13 protein-coding genes, 2 tRNA genes and 2 rRNA genes are annotated in these 24,700 nt (G+C 58.1%); 3 read left to right on the top strand and 14 right to left on the bottom strand.

Annotation, left to right across the window (positions count from 1 at the left end):
- Positions 1-36 precede the first annotated feature (36 nt).
- Both mmsB and P5706_RS05120 read right to left on the bottom strand, forming a co-directional pair.
- Complete coding sequence (mmsB, locus tag P5706_RS05125; protein ID WP_285678682.1) at positions 37-924, bottom strand: 3-hydroxyisobutyrate dehydrogenase; 888 nt, start codon at positions 922-924, stop codon at positions 37-39.
- A 15-nt stretch (positions 925-939) separates the two neighbouring features.
- Positions 940-2,457, bottom strand: a complete 1,518-nt coding sequence (locus P5706_RS05120; RefSeq protein ID WP_186618047.1) for a CoA-acylating methylmalonate-semialdehyde dehydrogenase — start codon at positions 2,455-2,457, stop codon at positions 940-942.
- Between the two features lie 132 nt (positions 2,458-2,589).
- Here P5706_RS05120 and P5706_RS05115 point away from each other — a divergent pair, with 132 nt between their 5' ends.
- From P5706_RS05115 to P5706_RS05105, 3 genes are all read left to right on the top strand, one after another.
- On the top strand, positions 2,590-3,537 hold the full coding sequence (locus P5706_RS05115; protein ID WP_065930500.1) for a LysR family transcriptional regulator: 948 nt from the start codon (positions 2,590-2,592) through the stop codon (positions 3,535-3,537).
- Positions 3,538-3,654: 117 nt separating this feature from the next.
- The gene (locus tag P5706_RS05110; RefSeq protein ID WP_285678681.1) at positions 3,655-5,451 is read left to right on the top strand and encodes a glycosyl hydrolase family 28-related protein; all 1,797 of its coding nucleotides are present in this window, start codon (positions 3,655-3,657) and stop codon (positions 5,449-5,451) included.
- 632 nt (positions 5,452-6,083) lie between these two features.
- On the top strand, positions 6,084-6,374 hold the full coding sequence (locus tag P5706_RS05105) for a DUF3077 domain-containing protein (RefSeq protein WP_219269023.1): 291 nt from the start codon (positions 6,084-6,086) through the stop codon (positions 6,372-6,374).
- 824 nt (positions 6,375-7,198) lie between these two features.
- Here the strand turns inward: P5706_RS05105 and yfiB are convergent.
- The 12 genes from yfiB to P5706_RS05045 all read right to left on the bottom strand — a co-directional run bounded on the left by yfiB (position 7,199) and on the right by P5706_RS05045 (position 24,625).
- Positions 7,199-7,690: an outer membrane lipoprotein YfiB gene (yfiB, locus tag P5706_RS05100; protein ID WP_285678680.1), complete on the bottom strand. Its 492-nt coding sequence runs from the start codon at positions 7,688-7,690 to the stop codon at positions 7,199-7,201.
- A gap of 4 nt (positions 7,691-7,694) precedes the next feature.
- Entirely contained in the window at positions 7,695-8,957 is a 1,263-nt protein-coding gene (dgcN, locus tag P5706_RS05095) for a diguanylate cyclase DgcN/YfiN (protein WP_285678679.1), read from the bottom strand.
- The gene (gene yfiR / locus P5706_RS05090; protein ID WP_200432502.1) at positions 8,954-9,520 is read right to left on the bottom strand and encodes a regulatory sequestration protein YfiR; all 567 of its coding nucleotides are present in this window, start codon (positions 9,518-9,520) and stop codon (positions 8,954-8,956) included. Before yfiR ends, dgcN begins: the two co-directional genes overlap by 4 nt.
- A gap of 142 nt (positions 9,521-9,662) precedes the next feature.
- The gene (gene recD / locus P5706_RS05085; protein ID WP_285678678.1) at positions 9,663-11,732 is read right to left on the bottom strand and encodes an exodeoxyribonuclease V subunit alpha; all 2,070 of its coding nucleotides are present in this window, start codon (positions 11,730-11,732) and stop codon (positions 9,663-9,665) included.
- Positions 11,729-15,403, bottom strand: coding sequence for an exodeoxyribonuclease V subunit beta (recB, locus tag P5706_RS05080; protein ID WP_285678677.1), 3,675 nt, complete (start codon positions 15,401-15,403; stop codon positions 11,729-11,731). Before recB ends, recD begins: the two co-directional genes overlap by 4 nt.
- Positions 15,400-18,852, bottom strand: a complete 3,453-nt coding sequence (recC, locus tag P5706_RS05075; RefSeq protein WP_285678676.1) for an exodeoxyribonuclease V subunit gamma — start codon at positions 18,850-18,852, stop codon at positions 15,400-15,402. Before recC ends, recB begins: the two co-directional genes overlap by 4 nt.
- Positions 18,853-18,977: 125 nt before the next feature.
- On the bottom strand, positions 18,978-20,510 hold the full coding sequence (gene tnpC / locus P5706_RS05070; protein ID WP_060766772.1) for an IS66 family transposase: 1,533 nt from the start codon (positions 20,508-20,510) through the stop codon (positions 18,978-18,980).
- Positions 20,511-20,528: 18 nt separating this feature from the next.
- Entirely contained in the window at positions 20,529-20,888 is a 360-nt protein-coding gene (gene tnpB, locus P5706_RS05065) for an IS66 family insertion sequence element accessory protein TnpB (protein ID WP_060766773.1), read from the bottom strand.
- Positions 20,889-21,062: 174 nt separating this feature from the next.
- Positions 21,063-21,178 (bottom strand): 5S ribosomal RNA (gene rrf, locus P5706_RS05060).
- Positions 21,179-21,334: 156 nt separating this feature from the next.
- A 23S ribosomal RNA gene (locus P5706_RS05055) occupies positions 21,335-24,225 on the bottom strand.
- 237 nt (positions 24,226-24,462) lie between these two features.
- Positions 24,463-24,538 (bottom strand) — tRNA-Ala (locus P5706_RS05050).
- 10 nt (positions 24,539-24,548) lie between these two features.
- Positions 24,549-24,625, bottom strand: a tRNA-Ile gene (locus P5706_RS05045).
- Positions 24,626-24,700: the final 75 nt, after the last annotated feature.

Below are 24,700 nucleotides of genomic sequence, written 5' to 3'. Positions count from 1 at the left end.
CGAGAGCCCGCCCGACGCGGGCTCTCGGAAACGCCACTACTTAGGCTTGCGATAGCTGTTGATGATGGCCGAGAAGTCTTTGCCACCTTCCCCACGCTGGCTCATCGATTGATACAACTGCTGGGCCACGGCGCCGAGGATCACCGGTTGCTTGGCCTGGCGTGCGGCTTCGGTGGCCAGGCCCAGGTCCTTGAGCATCAGGTCGGCGCCAAAACCACCGGTATAGCCACGGGACGACGGCGCGGTTTCAATCACGCCCGGCCATGGGTTGTAAGTGTCCGAACTCCAGCAGCGCCCGGTGGAGCTGTTGATAATCCCGGCCAGCACTTGCGTGTCGATACCCAGTGCGTCGCCCAGGGCCATGGCCTCGCTGACGCCGACCATGCTGATGCCGAGCAACAGGTTGTTGCAGATCTTGGCGATCTGGCCGGTGCCGACATCGCCACAATGCACGATATTGCGGCCCATCTGCGCCAGCACCGGTTGCAGGGTGGCGAACAGTTCCGGGGTGGCGCCGACCATGAAGGTCAGCGTCCCGGCGCTAGCACCGCCGGTGCCGCCGGAGACTGGAGCATCAGCTATCACCACACCTTGCTTGGCCGCCGCAGCGGCAACCTCGCGGATGGTTTGCGGGTCGATGGTGCTGCAATCCACGGCCGGCACGCCTTCACCCATCCCGGCGAGCACACCGTCCTCATTCAGCCAAACGCTGCGCACATGGGCGGCGGCGGGCAGCATGGTAATCACCAAATCCGCGCCTTGTGCCGCTTCACGCGGTGAGCCTGCGACGGTGGCGCCCAGTTCTGCGAACTCCTTGAACACGCCTGGATTTACGTCGAACACATTCAGCTTATTGCCAGCCAAAAGCAGGTTGCGGGCCATGGGTGCGCCCATGTTGCCCAAGCCGATAAATGCAATCTTCATGGTCGTCTCCCCAAATCAGCGCAGGTTGATGGTGGTGTTGACGCCATCGTTGACCGTGTCGTCGTCGAACCAGCGGCTGGTGACGGTTTTGGTCTGGGTGTAGAACTGCACCACTTGCTTACCATACGGGCCGAGGTCGCCGAGCTTGGAACCGCGCGAACCGGTGAAGCTGAAGAACGGCACTGGCACCGGAATCGGGATGTTGATGCCGACCTGACCTACATCGATTTCGCTCTGGAACTTACGCGCTGCCGCACCGCTTTGGGTGAACAGGCCAGTGCCGTTGCCGAACGGGTTGGCGTTGACCAGCGCGATGGCCTCATCCAACGTGGCGACTTCCAGCACCACCAGCACCGGGCCGAAGATTTCCTGGGTGTAGATCTGCATATCAGTGGTCACGCCAGAGAACAGGGTCGGGCCGACGAAGTTGCCGTGTTCGAAGCCTGGCACCTTGATGTCGCGGCCGTCCAGCTCTAGCTTGGCACCTTCTTTCACGCCGCTTTCGATCAGTTCCAGGATGCGCGCCTTGGCGCGTTTGGAGATCACCGGGCCGACATCCGTACCGGCCTCGCTGCCGGCATTGACCTTGAGTTTTTGCGCCAGCGCTTTCAGGTCCGGCAGCCATTGCTTGGCCGCGCCTACCAGCACCACCACCGAGGTGGCCATGCAACGCTGGCCTGCCGCGCCGAAACCGGCACCGACCAGCGCATTCAACGTGTGTTCGCGGTTGGCGTCCGGCAGCACCACGGCGTGGTTCTTGGCGCCCATCATCGACTGCACGCGCTTGCCGTGTTTGCCGGCCAGGTCGTAAACGTGGGTGCCGACGGCGGTCGAACCGACGAAGGAAACTGCCTTGATATCTTTATGGGTGCACAGCGCATCCACCACATCCTTGCCGCCGTGCACCACGTTGAGCACGCCGGCCGGTACACCGGCTTCCAACGCCAGCTCTACCAGCAGCATCGTCGACAGCGGGTCTTGCTCGGATGGCTTGAGCACGAAGGTGTTACCGCAGGCAATCGCCATCGGGAACATCCACAGTGGAATCATCGCCGGGAAGTTGAACGGAGTGATGCCTGCGCACACGCCGATCGGCTGGCGCAGGGTGTAGGTGTCGACGCCACCGGCGACGTTCTCAGCGAACTCGCCCATCTGCAAGGTGCCGATAGAACACGCGTGTTCGACCACTTCCAGGCCACGAAAAATATCGCCTTCGGCGTCGGCAATGGTCTTACCCTGCTCGGCGCTCAGGACTACGGCGATGCGCTTGGAATGTTCGCGGATCAACGCTTGCAGCTTGAGCATGATGCGCATGCGTGCGCCGATCGGCGTAAGCTTCCAGGTTTGAAAAGCTTGATGCGCGGCGTCGATGGCGGCGTTGACTTCATCGGCGGTGGCGAAAGGGACTTTGGCCAGCACTTGTTGGGTGGCCGGGTTGACGATGTCTTGCCAGTGGGTGGTCTTGGACTCGACCCATTCACCCTTGATCAGCAACTTGACCTGTTGCACGGAAATATCGGCAGAAGCGTTCATGTGGTCTCCAAATCTTATATTTGTGCAGAGAACCAAGGCGTTGAATCGCCTTGAAGAATGAGGCGTTCGGACTGTTTTTGGAGTATAGATGTGCAAATCTCTAATAAGAACGCACATAAAAGCCGGTCCAATATGCAAAAAAACATCACGTCATTGGGCTCCCTGAACTGGGATGACCTGAAGTTTTTCCTCGAAGTGGCCCGCACCCGCAAGGCCAGCGTCGCCGCCAAGCGCCTGGCGGTGGACTACACCACCGTGTCGCGGCGTATCAGCTCGTTGGAAGTGTCGCTCGGCACATTGTTATTCGAAAAATCCCGGACCAACGGCTTCGTGCTCACCACCGAAGGCCAGCGTTTGCTGGGGTATGCGGAGTCCATCGAAAGCACGCTGCACATGGCCTGCGAGCAGGTGTCCGGCTCAGGCGTGGCGCTGTCCGGCCATGTGCGCATGGGCTGTACCGAAGGTTTCGGCAGCTTTTTTGTCACGCCGCAGTTGAGCCATTTCGTCGATACGTATCCGGCCATTTCCGTGGATATCCTGCCCCTGCCCCACTTCATCAGCCTGTCCAAGCGCGAAGCCGACATTGTGATCGCCCTGGAGCGCCCGGAACACGGGCCGTATGTGTGCTGCAAACTGTGCGACTACAAACTGCAGCTGTACGCGACCCAGGACTACCTCGACCAACACCCGCCGATCCGCAAACCGGCGGATTTGGCCGAGCATCCGTTTATCAGCTATGTGGATGACCTGGCGTTCAGCTCGGAGCTGTTGTACCTGGCCAATGTGGTGCCCGGCGCCAGCGCGAGTTTGCGCAGTACCAGTGTGATCGCACAGTACGTGGCGGCGCAGCAGGGCCGGTCGATGGCGATATTGCCGTGCTTTCTGGCGGCGCAGGATCCACGGTTGTTGCCGGTGCTGGGCGAGCAGATTGCGATAACGCGGCAGTTCTGGATGTATTGCCGGGAGGATTTGAGGAAGTTGAAGCGGATTACGCTGTTGTGGGATTACATCAGGGAAGTGACGGAGCAGAACGCGGGGTTGTTGATGGGGACGACAAGGGAGATGAGGTTTTCGGACTGAGGTGCGCAGTTGATCTTGCTCGAAGCAATATATAGGTGACACATAACGTGCTTTCTTCTTGTTTACTCAAGAAAGGCTGTTTTATATTCAATATCAAATTACTACAGGATGTTTAGCATGACAGATTCATCTGTTTTTTCTCCAAATGGAGAACCAAGCTCCCTAGAACCACAAGGCACTCCAGGAACTTCAGAATCACTTAATGTCATCCTGCCCAGTAAAAGCGCAACTGCTATTCGCCAATTGTCTAATACCGGCGCACCGTACGCTCGTACATTTGACTATGGTACGACTTCCTTTACGGGTGGCGGCGGCGTAGATTATCAACTCGATCCAACCGACACTGTTTCTGCTGATAATGGAGGAACAATCCTGGTTAATCCAACCGATGGTGGACGGTGGAAAGCGTCGAGTCTTCCTTTCTACAATCCACGTCAGTTCGGTTGTAAAGGTGATGGAAAAACAGACGATACAGTTGCATTTCAAAACTGCATTAACGCTGCAATAACAGCCGGTATTGAAATCCGTATCCCTTCCGGCAAATACCTTATTAGCAAAACTCTAAACTTTGATCTTAGTGGTTCCACCGAATTCACTGACACCCGCAAAATTGATATGCGCGGAAGCGGCATCCAAACGTGCCGCTTTGAATTTACGGGCACCGACGCTTGCATAAAGGTTACTGGCGGCACCGGTTCTGGAGCAATCCCATCGCAAATGTTTCAAGTATTTTCCGGATTCGCCATTAAGGGCAATCAGGTATCTGGGTCTATTGGCTTTTACCAAGACACTTGCCAGCATATTTTCATGCAAGACATTGAACTCACCCTGTTGGATTTTGGTTTAAAGCTTCTGGATGCGGACTTCTCTTCATTTCAAAAAATCATTATTCATTGGAATAATAGAGGGCTTATTGCTGAACAGCGTAGCCCTAGGCTTATCAATAGTACAGCCCCCAATGGACTTGACTTTATTGGCTGCCAAATTGCTGGCAATAAAACGTATGGTGCCGCCTTTATTAAAGGTTCTTGCATTAACTTCTACGGAGGGGATATAGAAGGTAACGGAATCGAAGGAGACGGTAAAGGTTTCGGCCTATTGTTCCAGGACTGCGGTGTGCAAGGTGGCGTAGGTGCTAACCTTAACGGCGTCTACTTTGAGCAGAACAATGGTATTGCTGATGTGTGGGTGAGCGCGAGCAATGCACCGGATGCTACTTTAAACCCTAACCATTGCGTGCACAATATTGACTCTTGCTCATTCAACAGAGTCAGCGATAAAAATTTCACCATCACTAACATCTTTGCTACGTTCACGTCTTCTGTTGCTGGTAAGCAGAAGCTGAATGTGCGTTCATCTGGCTTTAAAGGGTATGGGAATTACGCTGCATCCAGTGGCCGCCCGTATATTAAATTCGGCCTTGACAACATGAGCGCTTATAATTTTCACGCTGAAGGCAACCTCTTCCAAGATGATATCGAAGCCATTCCACAACAAGAGCACTTCAGTTGCGTGATAGGTCTAAATACTAAGCAATCAATTACTCAGGGCGTGCTGACCGATGTCGATTTCACTGCGGACATTTTTGATCCTAGCGCCCTACACGATCCAACCCACGCAACTTACATCACCGTCCCTATCACCAATAGGTATACGGTAACTGCCAACGCCAATTTTACTGCTAACTCAGCTGGCACAAGATTAATTAGAGTCAACGTGAATGGCGTGGAGGTAATGAATGACTCTAAAAATGCTACCGGAGGTGGAAACAACACTTATCTCGGCTTAACCGTTGAACTTTCTTTAAATAAAGGAGACAAGGTAAGCATGCAAGTATTCCAAGATACATCCACCGCACTTGATTTACTTGTATCTTCTACTCGATTGAGCTTTAAGAGTGCCTCTCCCACTTAAGATCAAGTGACGATAGGCTTGCCTCTGAAAACCTCGAGGGCTGGCTTGCTTTTTTATAGACATAAGAGCAACAGCTCAAAAGAATTCAGGGGCAAGGTGGAACAACCTGATGGCAACCATGCTTATTTAACCATCGACCTATCAGACTTTCTTAGAAAAAATGGACGATGTGGATCTCACCGCCACTGCTTCAAAAGGTGCGGTTGTGCCTGTAGTGATACTGCTGGGTGAGAAGAGCAAGCGAAGTAGAAATACGCGTCGCTTAGCAAAGAGACGCGGAGGATGTGGTCCTGCGAATTAAAAAGCCATCAACGAAGATTCGCTTTAATTTGCAGGACGTTTCCTAGAGACTCTCAACCCTATTGCGCCGTACCGTTTGGGTCACTAGCCTCCTGACTTCGCTGCTCATCAGCGATCGGGTTTAGCGATCCGGGTTTCAGGCGTGACACTGCCCCCAGCAGTATCAGCTGGCTCTCGTCAGCTTTTAGCGTTTTATGGCGGCTGTGTGCGGGAGACTTTCGAGTCTACCCGGGATGCGCTCTGGCCCGGATCGCTAACCCGCACACAGCTGCCACCCTCTTCATGTTTAGCGATGTGATGTGGCGGCTCTACTTCAGCAGAGAGCATTCATCATGAGCAAAATCGTCCCCGATCCACCCCTTTCCTCCATCACCACCCTCGGCGTCGTCACCTTCGGCGACTACGGCGAAAACCAAAAACCGCTGTTCCGCGTCAATGCCGGCATGCCCATCGAACAAGCCCTTGAACACGCCTCCACCCTGCTGTTCTACTCCAAGAAACTCGCCATGGAAGCCGCCATGGATGTACGCGGCGAACAATACGCCTGGGCCGCGCACTACCTGTGTGAGATGGGCAAAGCCGTGGTGGATGACCTGACGCAAGCGATGACGCCGAGCAGCTAAGCGAACACGCCAGCAAGCACACCGCAAAACAAAATGTGGGAGCGGGCTTGCTCGCGAAAGCGGTGGGTCAGTGAGTAAATCATTGTCTGAACCACCGCCATCGCGGGCAAGCCCGCTCCACACTTGAACTGCGGTGGGCACAGGATTCAGATCTGGCACAAATAAGTGTGGGAGCTGGCTTGCCTGCGATGGCGGTGGGTCAGGTAGCTTATCTACTGCTGATACACCGCATTCGCGGGCAAGCCCGCTCCCACAGTTGAAGGGTGGTGGGCACAGGATTCAGGTCTGGCACAAAAAAGTGTGGGAGCTGGCTTGCCTGCGATGGCGGTGGGTCAGGTAGCTTATCTATTGCTGATACACCGCATTCGCGAGCAAGCCCGCTCCCACATTTGAAGGGTGGCGGGTACAAGATTCAGATCTGGCACAAAAAAGTGTGGGAGCTGGCTTGCCTGCGATGGCGGTGGGTCAGGTAGCTTATCTACTGCTGATACACCGCATTCGCGGGCAAGCCCGCTCCCACACTTGAACTGCGGTGGGCACAGGATTCAGATCTGGCACAAAAAAGTGTGGGAGCTGGCTTGCCTGCGATGGCGGTGGGTCAGGCAGGTTATCTGCTGCTGATACACCGCATTCGCGAGCAAGCCCGCTCCCACAGTTGAAGGGTGGTGGGCACAGGATTCAGGTCTGGCACAAATAAGTGTGGGAGCTGGCTTGCCTGCGATGGCGGTGGGTCAGGTAGCTTATCTATTGCTGATACACCGCTATCGCAGGCAAGCCAGCTCCCACAGTTGACCGCGTTGCCATTTTGGAACTGAGTGTGGTGCTTAGTCGGCGATCACGACGATCGACACACGCCGGTTCTCGGTGCGACCTGCCACGGTGGTGTTCGACGCCACCGGTTCGCTGCTGCCCAGGCCGCGTAGTTGGACGTTTTCGTCTTTCATGCCCACGCCGGTCAGCACCTTGGCCACGCTTTTGGCGCGGCGTAGGGACAGTTGCTGGTTGTAGGTTTCTTTGCCCGAGGCATCGGTGTGGCCGTCGACGCGTACGCGTTCGATGCCGGCGCCCGTCAGGGCTTTGCCGATGCGTTCGACGATGTCGGTGCTGGCTTTGTTGAGGCTTTCGACGTCACTGCCGAACAGCACTTTGCCCGACAGGCCGAACGCCCAACCTTCGTCAGTCAGTTCAAAGCCTTGCTGTTTAAGCACGGCGATTTGCGCCGGGCTCAGGCCTTTGGGTGGCGGCGTCTGGCAGCCGCCGAGGGCCAAAAAGGCCACCAACAAAGTGATAAACAGAACACGCGTTTTCGAGAACAAGGGATCAACTCCTGTGTTGAACATTGGCAGCGGTAGGCTCCGCCTCCGCCGTTTGCTGGCCGCCCTGGGACAGCCGCTTGGCTTGGTACATGGCCGCGTCGGCGGCATTAAGCAGGGTGCCGGGAGTGGCGCCATGATCGGGGTAGATGGCGATGCCGATACTGAGGGAGGTCAACACCTGTTCGTTGCCGGGCAGTGGGATCGGCTTGTCCATACTGGCAATGATCTTGTCGGCGATGCGCTGGGCATCCTCGGCCTTGTGCAGCGGCGCCAGCAGGATCGCGAATTCATCGCCGCCCAGGCGCGCCACCAGGTCATCCTCCCGCAGTTGCGCACGCACGCGTTCGGCGACGGCGACCAGCACAGCATCGCCGGCGGCGTGGCCGAAGTTGTCGTTGATGTCTTTGAAGCGGTCGCTGTCGAGGAACAACACCGCCACTTTCTCATTGATCTTGGCGGCGCTGCGCAGCGCGCGAATCAGGCGGCCTTCGAAGAACGCGCGGTTGGGCAAGCCGGTGAGGCTGTCGTGGCTGGCTTGGTGCGCGAGGGTTTCATTTTCACTTTGCAGGTGGCTTTGCCAGGCTTCCATCTCACCGAGCAAGGCGTTGAAGTCGCTGCCGAGGCTGTCGAGTTCGGCGATCTGCGCCGGTGGTACGCGGCGGTCGAAATCGCGCTCGCTGCGGGCGGCGTGGGCCACGGCGGCAAGGCTTTGCAGCGGTTGGGTAATGCCCTGCAACAGACGCCGCGCTAGGTACAACGCGACCCAGGCGCTGAGCGCGGTACAGATCAGAATCCCGGCCAGGCCGCTGAGTAAAAAGCGCAGCAGGCTGCCACCGTGGCCGACCAAGTGAATGCTGCCGACGGGTTGGCCCTGGTGCAGGACCGGCTGGCTGATGGGCTGTTCGAGCAGGGTGTGCGCCACCGCCAACTCGACCTTGGAGAGCATGCCGGTTTCGGGCCGTACCCATTGCGCCAGCAGCTTGCCGTTGGCGTCGAAGACTTCGGCCTGGGCCACTTCTTCAGTCGATGCAATCAGGCTCAGCGCTTCGGTGGCGGCGGCGCTGTCATCGAACACCACCGCAGCTTCCACGGTGTAGTTGATGGAGCGCGCGATCAGGTGCAGGTTGTGTTCGGCATACACCCGCAGCGCGAGCACGCCGAGCAGGGTCAGCGACACACTGGCCAGGGTCACGGCCACCAGTGCCAGGATCAAATGCCCACGGCCAATGACCGAACGCAAGGTCGGCCGCGCTTTAGCGGTTCTCATGGCGCTGGCGCTCGACGACGGGACAGTTGCAACACGCTGGGGTGGATGCGCACGCCGCTACGGGCGACGGAGTCCAGGTTGACCTCGAACGACACTTGCTCATCGCCCACCCGCAGGCAGAACAGGCTGCCCACGGTGCATTGGTCGCCGCCTTCGCTGATGCTGAGCACCGGGTGGCCGATCAATGAGGTAAACAGGCGGCTGCGTTCATCGGCGGTGAGTTTGCCGATGTAAATGGCGTCGCAGGCACTGACGATATCGGGATTATCGGCCAGCAGGCGCTGCACCACCACCGGGCGGCCTGTGGCCTGGGTGGTGCCTTTGACAAGGTCGTCGGTGTATTGGGTGGGGCCGACGATGCACAAGCGCAGTTGTGCAGGCTCCACCGGCCAACGGGCATAACTGAGGATGCCGAGTACCACTTGGGTGACCGCCTGGGCGCGGTGGTCCGCCAGGCTGGGCGTCTGCGCAAATGCACGCGGCGCGAGCAGGCATAGCACCGCCACCAGTAACATGCGTCTCCAGCTCAAACTGCGCTCTGTGGGCGAGACAGCCACGTTCATGCAGCGATTCTCTCAAATGTTTTACAGGGTGATGCCGCAACGATAGCACAGCGGCGCAAAACCCCACGAATTGGGGGTTTATCAAAGCCCGCTATTTTTTCAGAAAAATCAGACAACTAAACCAGAAATATTTCATGACCCATCAGTCAGTTTTATCAGGCGCCGCATCCAATTCCAGCATCAACCCGCTCAGGCGTTTGACCTTGCGCCGCACTGCTTCCTCAAACACCCCGCCTCGCGGTTCGATCAAACTGAACCAGCGTTTGGCGCGGGTGATGCCGGTGTAGATCAGCTCTTTGGTCAGCACCGGGTTCAGCGCATCCGGCAAGATCAGCGCAGTGTGAGTGAATTCCGAGCCCTGAGATTTATGCACGGTCATGGCGTACACGGTTTCCACATCGTTCAGACGGCTGGGCAGTACAAAACGCACGCCACCCTGACCATCGTTGCGTGGGAAAGCCACACGCAGCACCTGTGGGCCGCCGTCGCTTTCGGGCAGTTTGAGGGCGATGCCGATGTCGCCGTTCATCAAGCCCAGGCCGTAGTCGTTGCGGGTCATCAACACCGGGCGGCCTTCGTACCATTGGTCATCGCCTTCGATCAGCCGCACTTTGCGCAAGGCGGCGGTGATGCGCTGGTTTAAACCTTCCACGCCCCAAGGGCCTTTACGCACGGCGCAGAGCAGTTGAAAAGCGTCGAAGGCTTGCAGCAGCTGTTGCGCCCAATGGGTCCAGGCCAGGTCTTCGCGCGGGGTGTCGAGTGCAGGACGCGCGCTGTGCAGCAGATTCAGGTAATAGCGATAACCCTGGGCTTCGTCGCCCTGCCCGTCCAGCACCAGGCGCTCAAGGGCGTGATCGTGTTCGCCCTTGAGGCTGAGGCAGAACAGGTCGTTGTGGCTGCGCGCGGCAAGCAGTTTGCGCGCCTCCTCGGCATTTTGCTGGTTGACCCAGCGCGCCAGTTGGCCGATGCCACTGCCTTCGCCAAAGCGTCGCGAGTAGCGCAGCATGACCACTTGCTGGGCGAGCGGATGACTGCCATCGAGATCTTCCTGCAGGCCGCTGGCGCTGAGGTCTTCGCCGCTGACCGCTTGCAGCCAACGGCGTGTGTCGGGGCTGTACCAGCCGGCTTCGGCATCACGGCACAAGTCGCCGAGCACCGCACCGGCTTCTACCGAAGCGAGTTGGTCTTTGTCCCCAAGCAATACCAGGCGCGCATGGGGCGGCAACGCGTCCAGCAGGTTGGCCATCATTTCCAGGTCGATCATCGAGGCTTCGTCCACCACCAGCACGTCCAATGGCAACGGGTTGCCGATGTGATGGCGAAAATGTCGCGTGCCGGGGCGGCTGCCGAGCAGGCGGTGAACCGTGGTGACCTGGGTGGGGATTTTTTCCCGCACGCTGTCCGGCACATTCAGCGACAACACTTGCTGGCTGATGGATTCGGTGAGGCGCGCGGCGGCTTTGCCGGTGGGCGCGGCGAGGCGGATGCGCAATGGGCTGTTGGCCTCGACTGCCGGGGCCTGCAGCAGCGCGAGCAGGCGCACTACAGTGGTGGTTTTGCCGGTGCCGGGGCCGCCGGTGACGATGCTGAAGGCACCGCGTGTGGCCAGGGCGCAGGCGAGTTTTTGCCAGTCGATGACGCCGTCCGGCGGCGCTTGATCGAACAAGGTGTTCAGGCGTTGCGGCAAATCAGTGGCGACGGTTTCCTGGGTGGCCAGGCGCAGGCGCAACGCCGTGTCGATGCGTCGTTCGTAGGTCCAATAGCGGCGCAAATACAGGCGTTTGCCGGACACCACCAGCGGGCGGCTTTGGGCCGATTCACTGCCATCGACAGCCAGCGCGACCAAGTGGCTGGCGGCCAGCGCATGGCACCAGTGGGCGCCATCAAGGCCGTCGAGCAATTGCGAGGGCAACAGCATGGCGCCGGTTTGCAGGTCGCCTTCGGGAGGCAATGACAGGGCAAAGTCTGGCGCTTTAAGGGTTTCGAACAGGTCCAGGCAGACGTGGCCATGGCCCAGTTGGTGGCTGGTCAGTGCGGCGGCCAGCAATACCAGCGGGTCGGCCTGCGGGTCGAGTTCGTGGAGGAAGCCGACGAAGGCTTTGTCCAATGCACGCAGCCAGCCACGGTCTACCCAACGCTCCAACAGTTGCAGCAGGTCGGCGGCGCGACTGAGGGGCATCAGTTCCTCTAGCGGTAACGGCGACAGGCTCATAGCAGCACTCCTTGTTCCCAGGCGGGCTCAACCTTGGGCGGTATGGGTTTGCCCTGGAACAGCAGGTCCAAGCCTTCGATCAGCTCCCGTGGCGGCCGGGTGAAATACGCACCTTGGCTGGTGGCTTGGGTGCCCCGCAGGAACAGGTACAGCGCGCCGCCGACATGGCGGTCGTAGTCGTAATCCGGCAGGCGTGCCTTCAGTTGGCGGTGCAGGGCCAGCAGGTAAAGCACGTATTGCAGGTCGTACCGATGCTCTAGGATCGACTGTTCCATGGCGTCCTGTGTGTAGGCCGAATCGTCAGGGCCAAGCCAGTTGGATTTGTAGTCGGCCACGTAATAACGGCCGTCGTGTTCGAACGTCAGGTCGATAAACCCCTTGAACATACCGTTGAGCAGCACCGGTTCGGCGGCCACACGGGACACGCCGTTGTGGGTGTGCTGGCACACCAGCTTGTCGAGGGCCAGCACGTCGACTTTGTGGCTGGCGAACCAGAACTCCATTTCGATCTGATAGTGCTGCAGGCTGCTGAGGGCGACTAGATCGTTATCTACCGGCAGCGGCGTTTGCAGCAAATGGCCGAGCCAGCCGCTGAGGGTGACGATCCAGCCTTCCCAGTTGCGCCGATTACAGCGGGCGCCCACGGCTTTTTCGATGGCCTCGGGCGTCACGTTGAAACCTTCCTCGCCCGCCCATTCCAACAGGCCATGGAGAAAGGTGCCGGGGTTAGGGCCACGTGGGAAACGGTGAATGTCGCCGCCAGACGCTGCCACTTCACGCGGTGCGTCGGGGTCGAGGCGTTCGTCGTCGAACAGCTTCTGGGCCTGTGGGCTTTCTGGTGCTTCAAGATTGGCGGCGCTCATGCTGTCGCCAATTCTTAGCGCACTGTAAGAAGCGATCCACCAGTTTTCAGCGGCCTTGCGCGTGGGCAGTAGCGGTGCAAGCAAGGTAGCCTCGTTGCGCGGCGGGTGGAACAGGCTGTCTTGCGCGTCGGGCACGTGGGTGTAGTGGATGGCAGCGCAGCGCTCCTGCAAGTCCAGCAGCCAGCGCGCCAAACCGGCGGATTCGCCCAGCGAGGCACCGCCACCCAGCAGATAACCCAGCGCAGACAGGTGCAAGACCGAGCTGCTGTTATTGCCACGTTTGAGGTCGGCAATGCCCAACCAGCACGCGTGTTTGGCACGCGTGAGGGCGACGTAGAACAAACGCAGGTCTTCGGCCAGGCGCTCGTCGTCGGCTTGGGCAATCAGCTCGGCGGTGGGCCGCAGGCTGACTTGGGATTTGCCCTGTTCGTCGTGGTAATGCAGCGGCAAGCGGCTGCCATCCACCGGTTTGGCCGAGCAGATAAAGGGCAGGAAAACCAGGTCGTATTCCAGGCCTTTGGATTTGTGGATGGTCACTACCTTGACCAGTTGCTCGTCGCTTTCCAGGCGCAGGATCTGTTCTTCACCGGCCTGCCCCGACAACGCCAGGTGTTCGGCCAGGTGGCGTATCAATGCCTGCTCGCCGTCCAGCTCTGATGCGGCCTGTTGCAGCAATTCGCTCAGGTGCAACAGGTTGGTCAATACGCGCTCGCCGTCACTGCGGGCGATCAGGGTTTGCGGCAGTTTGAAATCATGCAGCAGGCGCCGCAGCATCGGCAACACGCCTTGGGTACGCCAGATCGCGCGATAGCCACGGAACTGCATCACGCGGGTTTCCCACGCCAGTTCGTCCTGGTTCAGACGCTCCAGTTCCGCCAGTGACAGGTTCAACGTGACGCAGGCCAGGGCGGCGCGCAGTGGGCGCTCGACGTCCGGCTCGGCGCAGGCCTTGAGCCAGGCCAGCAGGTCGTGGGCTTCCTGGGCGGCGAACACCGAATCCTTGTCAGACAGATAAACGCTACGTACACCACGGGCGGCCAGTTCGGCGCGCACGGCTTGGGCTTCCTTGCCGTCGCGCACCAGGATGGCGATGTCTGACGGGAGTACGCCTTTTAAGCTGCCATCCGGTTGTAGGAAACCTGCGCGGCCCTGCTGCCCCCCATTGAGCAATTCAACAATTTGTGTGGCACAGGCGGCCGCCAGTTGTTGGCGATAGACCGCGTTGGAAATCGGCTGATCGGTGGGCAGGTGCCACAGGTTCATCGCCGGCAAGGTTTGCCCATCGAATTGCAACTGCTCTTTGCGGCCTTGGGACAACACCGAGTGGAACGGCACCGGGTTGTCGCCATTTGGCTCACGGAACAGGAACGCGCCACGGCCGGTCTCGGCACGCTGGAACACATGGTTGACCGCCTCGACCATCGCATGGCTGGAGCGGAAGTTGGTGCCCAGGGTGTGATGGCGGCCGGTGGTGGACTGGCGGGCGCGCAGGTAGGTGTAGATGTCGGCGCCACGGAAGGCGTAGATCGCCTGCTTGGGGTCGCCGATCAGGAACAGGCCACTGTCTAGGTGGTTTTCTTCGATGCGGTAGATGCTGTCGAAGATGCTGTATTGCACCGGGTCGGTGTCCTGGAATTCGTCGATCAGGGCGACCGGGAATTGCTCGCGGATCACATTGGCCAAGCGCTCGCCGCCGTCGGCTTGCAGGGCGGCGTTGAGGCGGATGAGCATGTCGTCGAAGCCCATTTCGGCGCGGCGGCGTTTTTCTTCTTCGAAGCGTTTACCGACCCAACCGGCGGCGTGTTGCAACACGGCGGCGTCGGGCGTTGGCAGCGCGTCGAGGCTGGCCTTGAGGCTGGCCATGGCGTCGATGCCGGGGTGGCGCGGCGGCTCGCCCTTCCAGGCTTCGGCCATGCCATCGGGCGTGAGGCGGGTGAAGCCGGTGCCGATGTCGAGTTGTTCGAGGGTTTCGTCAGCGGCCCAGGCGCTGATCTTTTCGAACCAGGGTTCAAAGTAACGCGCCTGCATCTTGCGGCCGTCGACAGCTTTGGCAGCGACGGCTTGCAGGCAGATATCGCGTAGCTCGATGGCCCATTGTTGCCAGGGCGCCTTGAGGGCGACCAGCGCTTGGCGGCGCTCTTGCAAGCAAGCGTTGATCAATTCGGCCGGCTCACGGGTTTCATCGGTGGGCCGTTCGCTGCCGAACAGCGCGCGCACGCGTGGCATCAGCGCGGCGGGGCCGCTCCAGTTTTTGCGCACCCAGTTGAGTGCGTCGTCGTGCATTGGGTAGCAGAACAGCCGCCAGTAATCGCGCAGCACTTCGCCGAGCAGGTCGCTGTGGTCGGTTTCCAGGGTCTGGGTGAACAGGCTGCCGCTGTCGAACGCGTGTTCGCGCAGCATGCGCTGGCACCAACTGTGGATGGTCGAAACCGCAGCTTCGTCCATCCATTGGGCGGCGATGTCCAGGCGGTTGGCACAGGCAGGCCACTGCTCGGGCAGGTACTGGTCACGCAGGTCGGCGATCAGAGCATCCGGTTGCTCGATTTCGTCGCGGAAGAACCGCGCCGCTTCGGCGAGGCGGATGCGGATGCGCTCGCGCAGCTCTTTGGTGGCGGCGTCGGTGAAGGTCACCACCAGGATTTGCGGTGGCAGCAGTTCGCGGCCAAAACCGGATTCGTCGCCACCGTGGCCAAGCACCAGGCGCAGGTACAGGGCCGAAATAGTAAAGGTTTTGCCGGTTCCGGCGCTGGCTTCAATCAGCTGGCTGCCTTTGAGTGGGAAGGCCAGGGCCAAAGGTTGACTGATCATGTGCTGGCCTCCTCGCTGCTGAGTGATCGCCATGGGGCGTTGATCAAGGGGCGATACAGGGTTTCGGCCCAACCTTCGAATTCTTCGCTGGCGATAAGCGTGGCGTAATCCGGGAATTGGCGGGTGAGCGCGGGAGTTTCGCGGCGTTCGCCGTCGGTGGTCAGGCCGTCGCCTTCGTAGGCTTTGCTGGCGGCTGCCTGGGCCTTGTCGAGGTCGGTTTGGCCGAGCCAGGCGAAGGCGGTTTTCACGGCGACGGGCAGTGGTTTGCGCATGCCGGTGTGCCAGGCCAGTAAAAGGTTACCGAGTATTTCCTGGGCGACGGTTTTTTCCATCGGAGCCAGCAGCAGGGTGTCGTCACTGGCGACCAGCCCGGTACTGAGCGGCAAGCCGCAAGCGCAGGCCACCACATGATTGACCCACGGGCGGATCAGGCGATGCCACTTGCGGGTCTTGATCGAGCCGATGCTGTTGGGGATGGTGGTGACGCTTAACAATCCGCCATCGCTGCGCCGATGCAGACCACTGATCCAACCTTCGAGCTCGATGCCTTGATGCTCAAAACTGATCGGTTCTGCGGCGGTTTGTGGCGTGGGCCAGAGCGCCAGTAAGTGTTGATAACGTTGCAATAGATCGGGCAACGGCTCGACCAATTCATTGCGCAGGCATTCGCCGAAACCGACCATGGGCAGCAGGCCACTGCCTTGCAGGCGCAGGGCTTGGGCATTCAGGGCCTGGTCTATGTGATCGGGCTGGGCCAAGGCGGCATTGAGCAGGCTGTCGCTGAGGCTGTAGCGTTGCAATGCGTCGAGAACGAAAGGTTCTTCATCGGCCAGCGGGACTTCAGCGGCCTCGAAGAACACTTTCAGACGCTGGCTGAAGAAGTGTTTGACGGGGTTGCGCAAAAAGTCCTGCAACTGGCCAAGGCTCAAGGGTTCTTCCTGGTGGTGCTCGGCCAAGTGTTCTTCTGTGGCGGTGGCCACGGGTGCCTGATGCAGCAATTGCCATTCGCGGGCGTAGCTGAACAGCGCATCACCTTCGTGGAAGTAGCGGGCACTGAAGGGTTGGAGTGGGTGCTCCTGGGTCATGGCTTCCAGCAGGGGTTCTTGTGTGTCTGCGTTGTGCCAGCCGCTGGCGAGGTGGTCACGCAGTTGGCCGATCAATACCGAGGCCGGGCGGTCGCTATTGTCGCGGATGCTGCGGCCTACCCAGCTGATGTAGAGCTGATCGCGGGCAGACAGCAGCGCTTCGAGCAGCAGGTAGCGGTCGTCTTCGCGGCGTGAACGGTCGCCGGGGCGGTAGTCGCTGCCCATGAGGTCGAAGTCCAGCGGCGGTTGGGCGCGTGGGTAATCGCCGTCGTTCATGCCGAGCAGGCAGACCAGCTTGAACGGGATGGCGCGCATGGGCATCAGGGTGCAGAAATTGACAGCTCCCGCGAGGAAGCGCTGGGACAGGCGGCCTTGGTCGAGGCCGGCGAGCCAGGCTTCGCGGACTACGGTAAGGGGTAACTCGTCCTGCAGGCCGACGGACTCGCAGGTTTCCAGCCAGTCTTCTCGCAGTTGTTCGAGTTGGCCGAGTAGATAGTCGTCGTGCTCGCTGCTGGGCAGGAAGAACAGCTGCATCAGGCGTTGCAGGCGCTCGCCCCATTCTTGCGGGCTTGCCGGTTGTGACAAGGCTTGATGGGCGTGGTTTAGCGCATCAAGCAAGGCGACCAGTGGGCCGATCAGCGCGGCGTCCAGCCCGCCGATTTCATCGTAGGGCTCAATACCGTCACAGGCGATTCCAGTGCCCACGGCATAACCCAGCAGCATGCGGCGCAGACCGAATCGCCAGCTGTTTTGCTCCAGTTCATGGGGCAGGCCGAGGCCGGCGCGCTGTTCGGCGTTGAGGCCCCAACGGATGCCGGCGCCTTCGATCCAGCGGTGCAGCGTGGGCAGGTCGCGCTCCTTGATGGCAAAACGTTCGCGCAGCGCCGGGACGTCGAGCAGGTCGAGGATTTCGCTGACGGGGAAACGGCTGTCCGGGAGTTTGAGCAGGTGTTCGACGGCGATCAGCAGCGGATCGCGGCCGCGTTGGCCTTGGTCAGTGAGTGTGAACGGGATGAAACGCGGGTCGTTGCGCTCAAGCTGGCCGAAGACGGCGCGGATGTGCGGCGCGTAGCTGTCGACGTCGGGGACCATGACGATGATGTCCCGCGGGCGCAGTGTGGGGTCGGCGCTGAAGCGCTGGAGCAATTGGTCGTGAAGAATTTCCACTTCACGTTGGGCGCTATGGGCGATGTGAAAGCGGATGGAGCTGTCGTGTGTTAGATCGACGCCCGGCCACAGCTCACGCGTTTCATTGAGTGGGCGCAATTCGAGGATGTCGTCCTGCAACTGGTTGAGCAACGTGGTGGGTTCGTTGTCGCTGAACAGGTCGATGCGGCCATCACGGAAGGCGGCGCGGTAGCTGCTGGGGTCGTCGTAGCTGTCCAGCAGGCTAATGTAGTCACGGCCCTGTTTGCCCCAGGCGGCCAACAATGGGTGCGCATGCTGGTGCAGGGTTTGCGGGTCGATGGTAACTGGCATGCCGGCTTTGCGCGCCTGGCGCTTGTACTCGTTACGCAGCAGGTCTTTGTCGGCGACGATGTCGGACCAGTGGTGACGACAAGGGTTGTGTACGCACAGCAGGACTTGGCTGAAGCGTGCCAGGCCGGCAAGTGCTTCCAGTGCTTGAGCGGGCAAGGATGAGATGCCGAATACGATGGCTCGGGACGGCAGGCCCTGAGGGGCTTTTTCGAGGGTGTTGATCCGCTCGATGAAACGCTGGTGAACACCGGCACGGCTTTCGGCCATGCCCTCTTCGCCTACATCCAATAGCAGTGCGCGCCATAGCTCTGCCTGCCAGCAGTTCGCTGGGTTCAGGGGCTTTGCGTCGCCTCGGCCACTGCGCAGTTGATGGCGGCCGGCAGCCCAATCTTCCAGCCAGTCGGCGCGGTAGACCTGGTATTGGTCGAATAAGTCGGCCAGACGTTCGGCCAGTTGGTAGCGTTTGCGCAGGTCGGTGTCGTCGGTGAGAAAGCGCTGCAGGGGCTCGAAGTGCGGTTGATCGATGAGCGCCGGGAGCAGGCGCATCAGGCGCCAGGTCAGCGGGGCTTTATCGAGCAGGGATTTGGGCGGAATTTCGTCTTTGCCCAGAACCATGCGATAGAGCTGCCACATGAAGCTACCGGGCAGTTGCACGTCGATAGCCGCAGCGATGCCACAGCCGCCCATATCATCTTCTTCCGGATCTTCGGCCAAGGCCAACTTGAGCCATTGGGCAATGCCGTTACTCTGGACCAGGGCAATTTCGTTTTCCAGAGGAGCCAACGGATAACGGCGCATCCAGCTGACTACCAGGCTACGCAGTTCGTCCAGGCGGTTGCCGTGAACCACCATGAATCCAGCGCTGAGGGACGTCGCATCCGGCATAACGGCTTCCTTGGGAAAAGCAAAATCGAGGCATGGACTTTAGCATTGAAGGCGGCTGCAGGTTGCAAGAGGGAAACGCTGAGTGCGATCCACAAACCCCACCTACCACAAGATGTAACCTCGGTTTACCGTGGCATCTGTGGCGAGCAGTTCCACGGCAGCAGCGCTTCGTAATCTTCTACTGACGAGGCGTGCGGCAATCGCTCCAGTACGTGGCGCAGCCACGTATAGGGCTCTTGGCCGTTGACCTTGGCTGTCTCGACCAAACTGTAGATCTGCGCACTGGCCGTGGCGCCTTTAGGCGTGTCACTGAACAGCCACGCCTTGCGCCCAATAACAAACGGCTTTATCGCACGCTCCGCCAAGTTGTTATCGATCGGCAAATGGCCGGCCTCCACATAGCGCTCCAACCGGCTCCAGTTGTTCGCCAGGTAATTCACCGCCTTGCCCAGCACACTTTGCGGCGTGACTTGGGACTGTGTTTTCTCCAGCCAACTTTTCAACTCGGCGAGTACCGGCAAGCTTCTCTCCTGCCGACCGATAAACCGCTGTTCATCGCAAGCATCCTTGAGCTCGCGTTCGATGCCATACAACTTGCTCATCATCGCCAGCACGATATCGGCGCGACCGGTCTTGCCCTTGGGCTGTACCTTCTGCGCTTCGACGAACTTGCGTCGCGCATGGACCATACACGCCAAACGCTCAACTCCGGGTTGCAACGCCAATGCGTTGTAACCCGCATAATCATCGGTCATCACGTAGCCGCGATAGTCGCCGAGCAGGCGCAACGGCACCTCCTGCGCTCGGCTGGTGGTGTAGTCAAAAAGGATCACTGGCCGCTCTGGCGGGCCGCTGGCTTGCACCCACATCCAGGATTGGCTGGTCGGGTCTCGATCCGGTTCCTTGAGTACCTGGACGCGGGTTTCGTCGCAGTGGATCACCGGACTTTCCAGTAATCGATCACGCATCAGGTTCAGCAGTGGCTGAAAGTGTTCACTGCACTGGATCACCCAACGCGCCAGGGTTTGCCGTGGAATATCGACGCCGTGTCGACTCAGTACACTTTCAAAACGATGCAGCGGCAGACCATCGACATACTTGGTGGTCAACAACATCGCCAGCACACTGGGGCTGGCCATGCTCTTTTCGATTATCTGAGCGGGTTTGTCAGCGGTGACCGGCGCGGTTTCACAACTGCGGCAACCGTACACTTTGCGGATGTGTTTGAGTACGCGGATCTGCATCGGCACGATCTCCAGCTGTTCGCTGGTTTCTTCGCCAATGACGTGTTTGCGACAGCCGCAGGCGCAGGTCAGTTCGTGCTCTGGAAGTTCGTGGATAACTTCGATGCGCGGCAAGTCAGTCGACAACGGCTTGCGCTTGCCACGGCGCTTGGTAGGCGCAACGGCTTCTTCGTCAGACTCGTCGCAGACCGGAACAGCGAGACTTTCAGGTTCATTAAAGAGCGCGAGCTGTGGCGTCTGCGGATCGACGGTTTGTTCTGATTTACGCCCGAAAAAACGTTCACGCCATAGCCGGATCTGTTCTTTCAGATCAACAATCTGGTCTTTGTCCACCTGACGCTCACTGAGCATCTGCACAAGCATTTGCTTGAGCAGAACCGGATCATCGGGGAGGTCGTCGGGCATGGAAATCATGGCCCGGATTATACCCAATCAAGCGACGAATCGCGGCGTCAAAACCTGATGCGGACGGTTGCGCCAGAGATCAAAACCGTCGAGCAGCCAGTTCAGTTCCTGAACCGTCAGGACAATGGCTTCATCCGTATCGTCAGGGGACGTTTTGAATCGTTCGGATTCGAGGCGCTTGAGCCAAAGGCAGAAGCCGTTGCGCTCCCAATAAAGTATTTTCACCCGATTACGGGGGCGATTCAGAAAAACAAAAAGCACGGGGTCGAACACCGCCACTTTGATATCCAATTCGACCAAGGCGGCGAGGCCGTCGATGGATTTTCGGAAGTCGACAGGTTTGGGGTAGAGATAGACTTTTTCGACCTTGGCGTCGGGACGCATCATGGTTGCGGGCTCCTGAGGGAAATCGGGAGCACAGCATCAGCTGTCAGCTATTCGTTTGGAATGTGGGGTTCGTGGAGCGGATACGAAACGCTTGATACGTTGCGTGCCCACACTTTTCGACCGTCCAAAACAAAACCCCTGATTGCGTTAGCAATCAGGGGTTTCGGAATTTAATCTTGACGATGACCTACTCTCACATGGGGAAACCCCACACTACCATCGGCGATGCATCGTTTCACTACTGAGTTCGGGATGGGATCAGGTGGTTCCAATGCTCTATGGTCGTCAAGAAATTCGGGTACTGAGTCGTAGCCAGCTGGCTTCGCTTCAGCAAATTGGGTATGTGACAGCTTTCGGTGTTTTGTGAGCGTCGAACTTTCGGTTCATCTCGTCTTCACACACCGCAATCTGATGCTCTCTCGAGAAACAAATTGCTTGGGTGTTATATGGTCAAGCCTCACGGGCAATTAGTATTGGTTAGCTCAACGCCTCACAGCGCTTACACACCCAACCTATCAACGTCGTAGTCTTCGACGGCCCTTCAGGGGACTCAAGGTCCCAGTGAGATCTCATCTTGAGGCTAGTTTCCCGCTTAGATGCTTTCAGCGGTTATCTATTCCGAACATAGCTACCCGGCAATGCCACTGGCGTGACAACCGGAACACCAGAGGTTCGTCCACTCCGGTCCTCTCGTACTAGGAGCAGCCCCTCTCAAATCTCAAACGTCCACGGCAGATAGGGACCGAACTGTCTCACGACGTTCTAAACCCAGCTCGCGTACCACTTTAAATGGCGAACAGCCATACCCTTGGGACCGGCTTCAGCCCCAGGATGTGATGAGCCGACATCGAGGTGCCAAACACCGCCGTCGATATGAACTCTTGGGCGGTATCAGCCTGTTATCCCCGGAGTACCTTTTATCCGTTGAGCGATGGCCCTTCCATACAGAACCACCGGATCACTAAGACCTACTTTCGTACCTGCTCGACGTGTCTGTCTCGCAGTCAAGCGCGCTTTTGCCTTTATACTCTACGACCGATTTCCGACCGGTCTGAGCGCACCTTCGTACTCCTCCGTTACTCTTTAGGAGGAGACCGCCCCAGTCAAACTACCCACCATACACTGTCCTCGATCCGGATAACGGACCTGAGTTAGAACCTCAAAGTTGCCAGGGTGGTATTTCAAGGTTGGCTCCACGCAGACTGGCGTCCACGCTTCAAAGCCTCCCACCTATCCTACACAAGCAAATTCAAAGTCCAGTGCAAAGCTATAGTAAAGGTTCACGGGGTCTTTCCGTCTAGCCGCGGATACACTGCATCTTCACAGCGATTTCAATTTCACTGAGTCTCGGGTGGAGACAGCGCCGCCATCGTTACGCCATTCGTGCAGGTCGGAACTTACCCGACAAGGAATTTCGCTACCTTAGGACCGTTATAGTTACGGCCGCCGTTTACCGGGGCTTCGATCAAGAGCTTCGCGCTAGCTAACCCCATCAATTAACCTTCCGGCACCGGGCAGGCGTCACACCCTATACGTCCACTTTCGTGTTTGCAGAGTGCTGTGTTTTTAATAAACAGTCGCAGCGGCCTGGTATCTTCGACCGGCATGAGCTTACGGAGCAAGTCCTTCACCCTCACCGGCGCACCTTCTCCCGAAGTTACGGTGCCATTTTGCCTAGTTCCTTCACCCGAGTTCTCTCAAGCGCCTTGGTATTCTCTACCCAACCACCTGTGTCGGTTTGGGGTACGGTTCCTGGTTACCTGAAGCTTAGAAGCTTTTCTTGGAAGCATGGCATCAACCACTTCGTTAACTAAAAGTTAACTCGTCATCAGCTCTCGGCCTTAGAATCCCGGATTTACCTAAGATTCCAGCCTACCACCTTAAACTTGGACAACCAACGCCAAGCTGGCCTAGCCTTCTCCGTCCCTCCATCGCAATAACCAGAAGTACAGGAATATTAACCTGTTTTCCATCGACTACGCTTTTCAGCCTCGCCTTAGGGACCGACTAACCCTGCGTCGATTAACGTTGCGCAGGAAACCTTGGTCTTTCGGCGTGGTGTTTTTCACACCCATTGTCGTTACTCATGTCAGCATTCGCACTTCTGATACCTCCAGCAAGCTTCTCAACTCACCTTCACAGGCTTACAGAACGCTCCTCTACCGCATCACTTACGTGATACCCGTAGCTTCGGTGTATGGTTTGAGCCCCGTTACATCTTCCGCGCAGGCCGACTCGACTAGTGAGCTATTACGCTTTCTTTAAAGGGTGGCTGCTTCTAAGCCAACCTCCTAGCTGTCTAAGCCTTCCCACATCGTTTCCCACTTAACCATAACTTTGGGACCTTAGCTGACGGTCTGGGTTGTTTCCCTTTTCACGACGGACGTTAGCACCCGCCGTGTGTCTCCCATGCTCGGCACTTGTAGGTATTCGGAGTTTGCATCGGTTTGGTAAGTCGGGATGACCCCCTAGCCGAAACAGTGCTCTACCCCCTACAGTGATACATGAGGCGCTACCTAAATAGCTTTCGAGGAGAACCAGCTATCTCCGAGCTTGATTAGCCTTTCACTCCGATCCACAGGTCATCCGCTAACTTTTCAACGGTAGTCGGTTCGGTCCTCCAGTTAGTGTTACCCAACCTTCAACCTGCCCATGGATAGATCGCCCGGTTTCGGGTCTATTCCCAGCGACTAGACGCCCTATTAAGACTCGCTTTCGCTACGCCTCCCCTATTCGGTTAAGCTCGCCACTGAAAATAAGTCGCTGACCCATTATACAAAAGGTACGCAGTCACCCAACAAAGTGGGCTCCCACTGCTTGTACGCATACGGTTTCAGGATCTATTTCACTCCCCTCTCCGGGGTTCTTTTCGCCTTTCCCTCACGGTACTAGTTCACTATCGGTCAGTCAGTAGTATTTAGCCTTGGAGGATGGTCCCCCCATATTCAGACAAAGTTTCTCGTGCTCCGTCCTACTCGATTTCATGACTAAGAGATTTTCGCGTACAGGGCTATCACCCACTATGGCCGTACTTTCCAGAACGTTCCGCTAATCTCAAAGCCACTTAAGGGCTAGTCCCCGTTCGCTCGCCACTACTAAGGGAATCTCGGTTGATTTCTTTTCCTCAGGGTACTTAGATGTTTCAGTTCCCCTGGTTCGCCTCTTACGCCTATGTATTCAGCGTAAGATAACCATCTTATGATGGCTGGGTTCCCCCATTCAGACATCTCCGGATCAAAGTCTGTTTGCCGACTCCCCGAAGCTTTTCGCAGGCTACCACGTCTTTCATCGCCTCTGACTGCCAAGGCATCCACCGTATGCGCTTCTTCACTTGACCATATAACCCCAAGCAATCTGGTTATACTGTGAAGACAACATTCGCCGAAAATTCGAATTTCTCAATTAAGAGAACTCACAAATTTTACCTTAGCCTGATCCGTTACCAGTGAAAGTAACGTTCAGTCTATCTTTCTATCACATACCCAAATTTTTAAAGAACGATCTAATCAAAGACTAGAAATCAATATTCACTTCAGAATATTCATTTCTAAACTCTAACAGCAGAAGCAGTTAATGGTGGAGCCAAACGGGATCGAACCGTTGACCTCCTGCGTGCAAGGCAGGCGCTCTCCCAGCTGAGCTATGGCCCCATAACAAAATTGGTGGGTCTGGGCAGATTCGAACTGCCGACCTCACCCTTATCAGGGGTGCGCTCTAACCAACTGAGCTACAGACCCAATTTCGAGCGCCACTGATTAGCTAAGAGCTATCAGCTTGGAGCTTAAAGCTGCTTCTATCGTCTTCTTCAATGA

The organism is Pseudomonas sp. ChxA, assembly GCF_030263855.1.
Lineage (GTDB): Bacteria > Pseudomonadota > Gammaproteobacteria > Pseudomonadales > Pseudomonadaceae > Aquipseudomonas > Aquipseudomonas fluorescens_CB.
Note: the sequence above shows the minus strand (reverse complement) of the source record. Positions and strands in the feature narration are given on the sequence as shown.